9 protein-coding genes are annotated in these 10786 nt (G+C 70.3%); 6 read left to right on the top strand and 3 right to left on the bottom strand.

Features of this window, described 5'->3' with window-relative positions; translation table 11 throughout:
• Positions 1-144: 144 nt before the first annotated feature.
• Entirely contained in the window at positions 145-2895 is a 2751-nt protein-coding gene (gene aceE, locus ACFVVU_RS29205; protein ID WP_380715285.1) for a pyruvate dehydrogenase (acetyl-transferring), homodimeric type, read from the bottom strand.
• A gap of 516 nt (positions 2896-3411) precedes the next feature.
• Here aceE and ACFVVU_RS29200 point away from each other — a divergent pair.
• The 5 genes from ACFVVU_RS29200 to ACFVVU_RS29180 all read left to right on the top strand — a co-directional run bounded on the left by ACFVVU_RS29200 (position 3412) and on the right by ACFVVU_RS29180 (position 7280).
• Positions 3412-3849, top strand: coding sequence for a DUF3052 domain-containing protein (locus ACFVVU_RS29200; protein WP_355371007.1), 438 nt, complete (start codon positions 3412-3414; stop codon positions 3847-3849).
• Positions 3850-4116: 267 nt separating this feature from the next.
• Positions 4117-4575 carry a peroxiredoxin gene (locus ACFVVU_RS29195; RefSeq protein WP_380688446.1) on the top strand — a complete coding sequence of 153 codons (459 nt, stop codon included), beginning with the start codon at positions 4117-4119 and terminating at the stop codon, positions 4573-4575.
• Between the two features lie 172 nt (positions 4576-4747).
• Complete coding sequence (locus ACFVVU_RS29190; protein ID WP_355371002.1) at positions 4748-5323, top strand: TerD family protein; 576 nt, start codon at positions 4748-4750, stop codon at positions 5321-5323.
• A gap of 217 nt (positions 5324-5540) precedes the next feature.
• Entirely contained in the window at positions 5541-6116 is a 576-nt protein-coding gene (locus ACFVVU_RS29185; protein ID WP_380690177.1) for a TerD family protein, read from the top strand.
• Between the two features lie 54 nt (positions 6117-6170).
• Positions 6171-7280: a DUF475 domain-containing protein gene (locus tag ACFVVU_RS29180; protein ID WP_380690179.1), complete on the top strand. Its 1110-nt coding sequence runs from the start codon at positions 6171-6173 to the stop codon at positions 7278-7280.
• Positions 7281-7365: 85 nt separating this feature from the next.
• Here the strand turns inward: ACFVVU_RS29180 and ACFVVU_RS29175 are convergent, their stop codons facing one another.
• The gene (locus ACFVVU_RS29175) at positions 7366-8484 is read right to left on the bottom strand and encodes a DUF2637 domain-containing protein (RefSeq protein WP_387793239.1); all 1119 of its coding nucleotides are present in this window, start codon (positions 8482-8484) and stop codon (positions 7366-7368) included.
• A gap of 345 nt (positions 8485-8829) precedes the next feature.
• On the opposite strand from ACFVVU_RS29175, the gene ACFVVU_RS29170 reads away from it, so the two are divergent.
• On the top strand, positions 8830-9558 hold the full coding sequence (locus ACFVVU_RS29170; RefSeq protein ID WP_380681807.1) for a Tellurium resistance: 729 nt from the start codon (positions 8830-8832) through the stop codon (positions 9556-9558).
• A 66-nt stretch (positions 9559-9624) separates the two neighbouring features.
• On the opposite strand, the gene ACFVVU_RS29165 is transcribed toward ACFVVU_RS29170, so the two are convergent.
• Positions 9625-10680 (bottom strand): TerD family protein, encoded by a 1056-nt coding sequence (locus ACFVVU_RS29165; RefSeq protein ID WP_387793237.1) that lies wholly within the window; start codon positions 10678-10680, stop codon positions 9625-9627.
• Between the last annotated feature and the right edge of the window lie 106 nt (positions 10681-10786).

Raw genomic sequence — 10786 nt, 5'->3', positions numbered from 1 at the left:
CCACCGGGTGGTCCTCCCCGTGGGGGTGCCCGTCACCCCCCCCCGCGCGCCCGGGCGCGCCGGGGTCGGGGCGGGGGCCCCGCCCCCCCCCCCCGGGGGGGGCCCCCCCGCCCCTCGGTGGTACGACCGGTTCCGGCTACCGGATCAGGCGTCGCCGCCCGCGGCGCCCGGGTCGGCCGCCGCCACGTCGAGCAGCTGGTAGCGGTCGATCGCGTCCTTCAGCACGCTGCGCTCGACCTTGCCCTGCTTGGCCAGCTCGGTGAGCACGGCCAGCACGACGGACTGCGCGTCGATGTGGAAGAAACGACGGGCCGCACCGCGGGTGTCGGCGAAGCCGAAACCGTCGGCGCCCAGCGACTGCCACTGGCCCGGCACCCAGCGGGCGATCTGGTCCGGCACCGCGCGCATCCAGTCGGACACCGCGACGAACGGACCCTCGGCGCCCTGGAGCTTGGCGGTGACGTAGGGGACGCGCTGCTGCTCCTCGGGGTGCAGCAGGTTGAACTCCTCGGCCTCCACCGCCTCGCGGCGCAGCTCGTTCCAGGAGGTCGCGGACCAGACGTCGGCCTTGACGTTCCACTCCTCGGCCAGGATCCGCTGGGCCTCCAGGGCCCACGGCACGGCCACGCCGGAGGCGAGGATCTGCGCCGGGATCTGGCCGGCGGTGCCGGCGGCGTACTTGTGCAGGCCCTTGAGGATGCCCTCGACGTCCACGTTCTCGGGCTCGGCCGGCATCTTGATCGGCTCGTTGTAGACGGTGAGGTAGTAGAAGACGTCCTCACCGGTCGGGTGCTCCTCGCTGGAGCCGTACATCCGGCGCAGACCGTCCTGGACGATGTGCGCGATCTCGAAGCCGTACGCGGGGTCGTACGCGACGACGCCCGGGTTGGTCGAGGCCAGCAGGTGCGAGTGGCCGTCGGCGTGCTGCAGGCCCTCACCGGTCAGCGTGGTGCGGCCGGCGGTGGCACCGAGCACGAAGCCGCGGGCCAGCTGGTCGGCCATCTGCCAGAACTGGTCGCCGGTGCGCTGGAACCCGAACATCGAGTAGAAGACGTAGACCGGGATCAGCGGCTCGCCGTGGGTGGCGTAGGCCGAGCCGGCGGCGATCAGCGAGGCGGTGCAGCCGGCCTCGGAGATGCCGTCGTGCAGCATCTGACCGGTGGGCGACTCCTTGTACGCCAGCAGCAGCTCGCGGTCGACCGACTCGTAGGTCTGGCCGAGCGGGTTGTAGATCTTCGCCGACGGGAACAGCGAGTCCATGCCGAAGGTGCGGTACTCGTCGGGCGCGATCGGCACGAAGCGGTTGCCGATCCCCTTGTCCCGCATGAGGTCCTTGAGCAGCCGGACGAACGCCATGGTGGTGGCGATGGTCTGGTTGCCGGAGCCCTTCTTGACCGCCTTGTACGCGTCGTCGCCCGGCAGCTCCAGCTTGCGCGGCCGCACCTTGCGGGTCGGCACGTAGCCGCCCAGCTCCTCGCGGCGGTCGTGCATGTACTGGATCTCCTCCGAGTCGCGGCCCGGGTGGTAGTAGGGCGGGTAGCCCTCCTCGAGCTGCTTGTCGGTGATCGGCAGGTGCAGCCGGTCGCGGAAGCGCTTCAGGTCCTCGACCGTCAGCTTCTTCATCTGGTGGGTGGCGTTGCGGCCCTCGAAGTTGGGGCCCAGCGTCCAGCCCTTGACGGTCTGCGCCAGGATGACGGTCGGCTGGCCCTTGTGCTCACGGGCCGCCTTGAACGCCGCGTAGATCTTGCGGTGGTCGTGGCCGCCGCGGCCCAGGTGCTGGATCTGCTGGTCGGTCATCGACTCGACCATCTTGCGCAGCCGCAGGTCGCCGCCGAAGAAGTTGTCGCGGATGTACGCGCCGGACTCGGTGGCGTAGGTCTGGAACTGGCCGTCCACCGTGGTGTTCAGCTTGTTCACCAGGACGCCGTCGCGGTCCTGCGCGAGCAGCGGGTCCCAGCTGCGGTCCCAGACCAGCTTGATGACGTTCCAGCCGGCGCCGCGGAACTGCGACTCCAGCTCCTGGATGATCTTGCCGTTGCCGCGGACCGGACCGTCGAGGCGCTGCAGGTTGCAGTTGACCACGAAGGTCAGGTTGTCCAGGCCCTCGCGGGCGGCCAGCGACAGCTGACCGAGCGACTCGGGCTCGTCCATCTCGCCGTCGCCGAGGAAGGCGTAGACGTGCGAGGCGGAGGTGTCCTTGATGCCGCGGTGCTCCAGGTAGCGGTTCATCCGGGCCTGGTAGATCGCGCCGAGCGGGCCGAGGCCCATCGAGACGGTCGGGAACTCCCAGAAGTCCGGCATCAGCCGCGGGTGCGGGTAGCTGGAGAGGCCGTACGGGGCCTTCGACTTCTCCTGGCGGAAGGCGTCGAGCTGCTGCTCGCTGAGCCGGTCCAGCAGGAAGGCGCGCGCGTAGATGCCGGGGGAGGCGTGGCCCTGGAAGAAGATCTGGTCGCCGGACTCGCCCTCGGCGTCCTTGCCGCGGAAGAAGTAGTTGAAGCCGACGTCGTAGAGCGACGCGGAGGAGGCGAAGGTGGCGATGTGGCCACCCACGCCGATGCCCGGGCGCTGCGCCCGGGAGACCATCACCGCGGCGTTCCAGCGGGTCGCGTTCAGGATCTTGCGCTCGATCTCCTCGTTGCCGGGGAAGAACGGCTCGTCCTTGGTGGCGATGGTGTTGACGTAGTCCGTGCTGCGCATCTCGGGCACGGCGACACGCTTCTCGCGGGCGCGCTCGATCAGCCGCAGCATCAGGTAGCGGGCACGCTCACGCCCCCGCTCGTCGATGGCCGCATCGAGCGACTCCAGCCATTCCGCGGTCTCCTCGGGATCGAAGTCCGGGACCTGACTCGGAAGGCCGCCAATGATGATCGGGTTGCGATCGGATCCGGAAGCCACGCTGTTCCTTCACTGTCGGTCGAAACTGAGGTGTGTCGCGCCGCCTCCATCGTGCTACCGCGCTCGGAGATCCGTCATCTCTACCGATCGGTAACCGCTCTCCCTGACAGAAGGAGCGGTCTGGTGATGTGCGGTTCGGACAGCGTTGTCCGGGCCGCGCACCCCCGGGTGTTACGAACAGAGGTGGTCCGACCTGGTTTCCCGCCCGTCCGATGGCGGACGGCCGGGGTGAGGGCCAACAGGAGACTCTACGCCCGCGCACGCGCGGACCCGAATGCCGTTCGCATCTCGGGCGTGCGTACGGCCTGTGGACCAGGACCTCCCGAAGCATCCTTGTCCCATGCAGAGAAGGGCAAATCGGTGTGATTCCCGACACGTCGACCGGCGTGTCCCGGCGCGACACGTCAACCTTTGGAGGGGATCGGGGGTCGGGTACTTGCGCGAACCGCCGCGCCCGTGTGGACTACGGCCACAGCCTCGGCATGGACGCCGGGCCGAATACTGGAGGTTATTCCCGTGAGCGCGACCGCGGACCCCGCGGACAAGTCCAACCCGGCAGCTCGTCTCGGCTTCGAAGAAGGCCAGATCATCCAGGAGCTGGGGTACGACGAAGACACTGACCAGGACCTCCGCGAGGGCATCGAGGAGATCACCGGGACGGATCTCGTCGACGAGGACTACGACGACGTCGCCGACGCCGTCCTGCTGTGGCACCGCGACGACGACGGGGACCTCACCGACGCCCTCGTCGACGCCCTGGAATACCTGGCGGAGGGCGGCCTGATCTGGCTGCTGACGCCCAAGACGGGCCGCGACGGCCACATCGAGGCCTCGGACATCGCCGACGCCGCGAAGACCTCCGGTCTCTCCCAGACCAGCTCGATCGCGATCGCCAAGGACTGGGCCGCGACCCGCCTGGCGACCAAGTCGACCGCCAAGCAGAGCAAGCGCTGAGCGCCGCCTGACGGGCCTCACCGGGCCCCGCCGGAGCATCCTCCGGCGGGGCCCGGTCGTATTCCGGCGGGCCCCGCCGTCCGGGTCCGTCGCCCGGGCGCCGGCAGTGGGCGCCCGGACGGCCGAACCGTTCGCCCAGGGCGAAAGCGGTGGCCCCGGGCGGCGCAGCCCTCACCCGTCCGGACCAGCCGCCGCCGGTGAATGCGAGGATGGCGCTCGTCGCGCCACCCGCGCGGCCCAGTCGCGTCGAGTGGGAAAGGTCCCCGCATGGCCATCGAGATCGGCACCGAGGCTCCGGACTTCGAGCTCAGGAACCAGCACGGCGAGTCGGTCCGGCTCTCCGACTTCCGGGGCGAGAAGAACGTCGTCGTGGTCTTCTACCCGTTCGCGTTCACCGGTGTCTGCACCGGCGAGGTCTGCGCGATCCAGAAGGAGCTGCCGCGGCTGCAGAACGACGAGGTCCAGGTGCTCGGCGTGTCCAACGACGCGCCCTTCAGCCAGCGGGTCTTCGCCGACCAGGAGGGCCTGGAGTTCCCGCTGCTCTCCGACTTCTGGCCGCACGGCGAGGTCTCCCGCGCCTACGGCGTCTTCGACGAGGAGAAGGGCTGCGCGGTGCGCGGCACCTTCGTCATCGACAAGGCCGGCGTGGTTCGCTGGAGCGTCGTGAACGGCCTGCCGGACGCCCGGGACGAGCAGGAGTACCTGGCGGCGCTCGGCGCCCTCTGAGACGTCCCCGCGGGCTTCGCCCCGCCCGCTTCGGGCCGGTTCCCCGGCGCGGACGGGAACCCCGCACTACGATCGGCTCGTTGGCTGGTCAGAGGCTCGGACGGTGCGCCGTCGGAGCCTCGGACCGCACCACGGGGGCACCGAGCAGTGCCTCCCGAATCTTGGAGGACAAGTGGGTGTCAGCCTGAGCAAGGGCGGCAATGTCTCGCTCACCAAGGAGGCCCCGGGCCTGACCGCCGTAGTGGTCGGCCTCGGCTGGGACGTCCGCACCACGACGGGCACGGATTTCGACCTGGACGCCAGTGCCCTGCTCTGCAACGACCAGGGCAAGGTCGGCGCGGACGGCAACTTCGTCTTCTTCAACAACCTCAAGAGCCCCGACGGCTCGGTCGAGCACACCGGTGACAACCTCACCGGTGAGGGCGAGGGCGACGACGAGGCGATCAAGGTCAACCTGGCGACCGTGCCGGCCGACGTGCAGAAGATCGTCTTCCCGGTGTCCATCTACGACGCCGAGAACCGGTCGCAGAACTTCGGCCAGGTCCGCAACGCGTTCATCCGCGTGGTGAACCAGCTCGACAACAAGGAGCTGGCCCGGTACGACCTCACCGAGGACGCCTCCACCGAGACCGCGATGGTCTTCGGCGAGCTGTACCGCAGCGGCGCCGAGTGGAAGTTCCGCGCGATCGGCCAGGGCTACGCCTCCGGCCTGCGCGGCATCGCCCAGGACTTCGGCGTCAACGTCTGAGTCGGGCGGGGCCGGTGACGGCCCGCAGCAGTGGTACGAACGGCCGGGGCGGCCGCGGACGCGAGGGCGTCGGCGGCCGCCCCGGCCGTTCCGTCGTTCCCGGACCACTGGAAGGATGGGAGTTCAGGAAAGTTCAGCCGGCCGGAAGGGGCCGGCCGGGGCCGCGGGGGAATAGACCTGAGATGCGCCCCGGGAGGCATGGGAGGAAGGACAAGCCATGAGTGTCACGCTCGCCAAGGGTGGCAACGTCTCGCTGACGAAGGCCGCACCGAACCTGACGCAGGTGCAGATCGGTCTCGGCTGGGACGCCCGGTCGACGACCGGCGCGCCCTTCGACCTCGACGCGAGTGCGCTGCTCTGCTCGAACAACCGGGTTCTGGGTGACGAGTACTTCGTCTTCTACAACAACCTCAAGAGCCCCGAGGGCTCGGTCGAGCACACCGGCGACAACCTCACCGGTGACGGCGACGGCGACGACGAGGTGGTCCTGGTGAACCTGGACCTCGTGCCGCCGCAGGTCGACAAGGTCGTCTTCCCGGTGTCCATCTACGACGCCGAGAACCGGTCGCAGAACTTCGGCCAGGTCCGCAACGCGTACATCCGGGTGGTCAACTCGGTCGACGGCCAGGAGATCGCCCGCTACGACCTCACCGAGGACGCGTCCAGCGAGACCGCGATGATCTTCGGAGAGCTGTACCGGTACGCGGGCGAGTGGAAGTTCCGCGCGGTGGGCCAGGGCTACGCGTCCGGTCTGCGGGGCATTGCTCTCGATTTCGGCGTAAACGTACAGTAATGGCCGCGATCGCCATGATCGTCGCGCCCTGAATCCGAAAGGTAACCAAGTCCCGTGTTCCTCCGCACATTCGGCTGGTCATTCGCGATCACCGTTCTCGGACTGATCGCCGCAGGCCTGCTCTGGGGGGCGGAGGGATTCGGCATCGTGCTGATCCTCTCCATCCTGGAGATCTCCCTCTCGTTCGACAACGCGGTGGTCAACGCCACGGTGTTGAAGCGGATGAACCAGTACTGGCAGAAGATCTTCCTCACCGTCGGTGTGCTGATCGCCGTGTTCGGCATGCGGCTGATCTTCCCGCTGCTGGTCGTCGGCCTCACCGCGCACCTCAACCCGGCGACGGTCATCGACCTCGCGCTGAACAGCGACAAGACCTACAACGGCTCCACGTACGGCCAGTACCTGGAGGCCGCCAACCCGGCCATCGCGGCCTTCGGCGGCGTCTTCCTGCTGATGATCTTCCTCGACTTCATCTTCGAGGAGAAGGACTACAACTGGCTGGCCTGGATCGAGCGCCCGCTGGAGAAGGTCGGCAAGCTGGAGGCCTTCTCGACGGTCGTCGCCCTGGTCACCCTGCTGCTGGCGTCCAACTTCTTCGCGGGTGAGCACGCCGAAACGGTCCTGCTCGCCGGTGTGCTCGGCCTCGTGACCTACCTCGCGGTCAACGGGCTCTCCTCGATCTTCGAGTCGGGCCTGGAGGAGGAGGCCGAGAAGGAGGAGGCGGCGGAGAAGTCCGGCAAGTCGATCGTCCAGGTCGGCGGCAAGGCCGCGTTCTTCCTCTTCCTCTACCTGGAGGTCCTGGACGCGTCGTTCTCCTTCGACGGCGTGGTCGGCGCGTTCGCGATCTCCAGCGACATCTTCCAGATCACCCTGGGCCTGGGCATCGGCGCGATGTACATCCGCTCGCTGACCGTCTTCCTGGTCCGCAAGGGCACCCTGGACGACTACGTCTACCTGGAGCACGGCGCGCACTACGCGATCGGCGCGCTCTCGGTGATCCTGCTGGTCGGCATCGAGTACCACATCCCGGAGATCGTCACCGGCCTGATCGGCGTCGCCTTCATCGGCCTCGCGCTCGGCTCCTCGATCCTGCGCAACCGCCGCGAGGGTACCGGCGGGGGCGACGGCGACGGCGAACGGGAGCTGGTGGGCAGCGCCCAGTAGCCCCGCAGGACGTCACAGCACAACGCCGAACGGCCGTTCCCTCCGAGTGGGGAACGGCCGTTCGGCGTCGAGCGGGGGCGGGTGCTCAGCCGAGCTGCTGCTCGATGGCGCGCAGCTTGCGCTCCAGCGAGTCCAGCTTGGGCATCGACAGGGTGTCGTCGTCCGGCGTCAGGTCGATGGTCGAGCTGCTGCGGTAGGACGACGAGGAGGCCGAGGAGGCCGAGGAGGAAGCCGAGGCGGTGGTGCTGCCGGCCGTGCCGCGCGGGCGGCGGGTGGTCTCCAGGGAGCCCGGCGCGGAGGCGGTGGTGGTGGAGAAAGCGTCTGCCTCGGCGGCTAGGGCAGGCTCCGTAGCGCTCGGGCCGTCTCCGGCGGAGGCGAGGGCGGGCACCTGGCGTCCGCTGCGGTTGCGGGACAGCATGCCGCCGGACTGCCGGGAGATGGCCTTCAGCTCGGCACGCTCGCGGCGGTCGGCGCTGCGGGCCCGGACCTTGGCGTCCAGCTTGGCCTGGCGCTCCTCGCGCACCTCCTCGACCGCCTCGTCCAGGCTGCGGACGTTCTCCAGCAGCATCAGCGACCAGGCGGCGTAGGTCTCGCGGGGCGCGCGCAGCCAGCGGACGATGCGGATCTGCGGCAGCGGGCGCGGCACCAGGCCCTGCTCGCGCAGCGCGGCCTTGCGGGTCTGCTTCAGCGCGCGGTCGAAGAGGATCGCGGCCGAGATCGACATGCCGGAGAAGAACTCCGGGGCGCCGTCGTGGGACATCCCGCGCGGGGCGTGCACCCAGTTGAACCAGGCCGAGGCGATGGCGAACACCCAGACCAGCAGGCGCGAGCCGAGCGCCGCGTCACCGTGGCTGGCCTCGCGGACGGCGAGCACCGAGCAGAACATCGCGGCGCCGTCCAGGCCGAACGGGACGAGGTACTCCCAGCCGTTCGACAGGCCGAGGTTCTCCTTGCCGAAGCCGACCAGGCCGTGGAAGGAGAGCGCGGCCGCGACGCCGGCGCAGCAGAACAGCAGCACGTAGGAGGAGATCCCGTAGATCATCTCCTTGCGCCGGCGCCGCTCCTCGCTGCGCTCCCAGGAGTCGCCGGAATCCTGCTTCCGGTTGTTGTTCTTGAAGCGCAGCGTCGCCACCAGGATGGCGGTGAACAGCAGGGCTGCGCCGCCGATGACGGTCCAGACCAGCTGTATGGAGGTCAGGTTCATTGCGGGTCGGGCCTCGGGTTTCCGCAGGGGACAGGTCACAGTGCGACACGGTGGTCAGGATCCGTCCCCGGGACCGGGCCTGACGAAGCGTCGTGATCGAACGGGTGGCCCGGCGCGCCCGGGACAGGGACGGGCGGGACACCTGTGCGGCTAGACGATATCGCGTCCGAGGGGGCGGCATGGTACGGGAGGTGGCCTTCGCCCCGCCAATCGACCCGCCGGTGTCCCGCCGGTGTCCGCGGAGCGGCGGTGGGTAGGGGAGTTCGGGTACCCGGCGGGCGGGTTGATGCCCGATCATGGAGCGGCGGACCGTCAGAGCGACTGGCGGGGCTGGGGGAGGACGGCATGGCCTCGATTTGGGAGTACCTGCGCGGGGAACGGAACAGCCTCGACACGGGCGGCCAGTTCAAGGTCACCCTGACCAAGTCGTCCCCGCAGCACGCGATCACCGGGGCGGCGGCGACCACCGGCTACCTCTACGTCAACCTGCACTGGACCACCAGGGCCGGGGCCCCGCGGGCGTCCACCCGGGACACCGTGCGACGGTTCTTCAGCCCCCGGATCCTCAGCCCGATGGAGCCGGACTCCGCACAGAACGCGCAGGTCAACGTGGACCTCGACCTGGCCTGCATGTACGAGCTGACGGACGGCAAGCGGGGGGTGGTGCAGCCGCTCGGCGGCTTCCTGGGGGACCTCCAGCACGCGCCGTACGTCAAGCTCAGCGGTGACGACCAGTACGGCGCGCCCTCCGGCGAGACGATGTACATCAACCTGGAGAAGAAGGACCAGTTCAAGCGGCTGCTGGTCTTCGTGTACATCTACGACGGCACGCCCGCCTTCGACCAGACCAACGCGGTGGTGACGATCGTGCCGCAGTCCGGACCGCGGATCGAGGTCAAACTGGAGGAGCGGGCCCCGGCGGCGCGGTCCTGCGCGGTGGTGCTGATCGAGAACTCCGGGGACAACACGCTCACCGTGCGGCGCGAGGTGCGCTACGTGAACGGGTTCCAGGCGGACATCGACCGGCTGTACGGCTTCGGGATGCAGTGGCAGCGCGGGTACAAGCCCGAGTGAGCCCCCGGCCCGGGGGACCGGGTCGTGCGGGTTCGGGTCGACCGGGGGCGGGGCGGGGGCGCCGGCTCAGCGCGGCTGGAACTGCGGGCCCTGCGGGGGCAGGGCGAACTCCTCGGCGGCGGGGGACGGCGGCTGCGGCGGCGGCTGCGCCGGGGGAGCGGTGTTCGGCGGCGGGTAGCCGTAGCCGCCCTGCTGCGGCGCCTGGGGGTAGCCGTAGGCCGGTGCGGCGGGCGGCTGCTGGGGGTAGCCGTAGCCGCCCTGCTGCGGGGCCGGCGGCGGGTACCCGTAGCCGGGCTGCCGGGTCGGCGGCGCGCTCGGAGCCGGCGGGAGGTTCGGCGGCACCGTCGGCGGGTTGGGCGGCGGCGGAGGCGTGTTGGCCGGGACGCCGGTCGGGGCCGGGGCGGCCTGGGCGGCGGCTTGCGGCTGAGGGACGGTCTGGGGCTGCGGGACGGCCGGGGCCAGGGTGAAGGTGCCCGGCTCGGGGCGGCCGGCCGGCCGGGGGTCGGGCAGCGCGGCCCGGGGGTCCGTCGGGGCGGGCTGGGCGGGCGCCGCCGCCCGGGTGCCCCCGTCGCCCTCGTCCTCGACGGTGATGCCGAAGTCGGTGGCCAGGCCGATCAGCCCCGAGGCGTACCCCTGGCCGACGGCGCGGAACTTCCAGACGCCCGCCCGGCGGTAGAGCTCGCCCGCGACCAGCGCGGTCACCTCGTCGCCGTCGGCCATCGCGAACTCGGCCAGGGCCGGTGCGCCCTCGCCGGCCGCGGCGTCGAACAGCTGCAGGCGCAGCCCGCCCACCGCGCGGAACGAGCCGCCCTCGGAGGAGCCGGCCAGCACCACCCGGTCGACGTCGGCCGGCAGCTTGCCGAGCTCGGCCTCGACGGTGTCGGTGATCTCGCCGCCGTCGGCGGTCTGCTGCTTGGGCAGGTGGCGCACCAGTCCGGACGGGTGGCGCGGCTGGTTGTAGAAGACGAAGTCGGCATCCGAACGGACCTTGCCGCCCGGGCCGAGCAGCAGTGCGGAGGCGTCCACGTCCGGCGCACCGGGCGTGGCGCTCCAGCGCAGCACGGCGCGGACCGCCGCCACCGGCAGTGCGATGTTGGCGCCCTTGGCCATCACGTGCGTCATAGCCGACCATCCTGCCTGTTCGCCACCCCTTCGGACAACGTGACCGGGGGAGGCGCCGTGGTGGGACTTTGCCAACGCTTGCGGTTTGTGAAGTGGAGGGTAACCT

Origin of the sequence: Kitasatospora sp. NPDC057965 (assembly GCF_042887135.1) — a bacterium.
Taxonomy (GTDB): Bacteria; Actinomycetota; Actinomycetes; order Streptomycetales; family Streptomycetaceae; genus Kitasatospora.
Note: the sequence above shows the minus strand (reverse complement) of the source record. Positions and strands in the feature narration are given on the sequence as shown.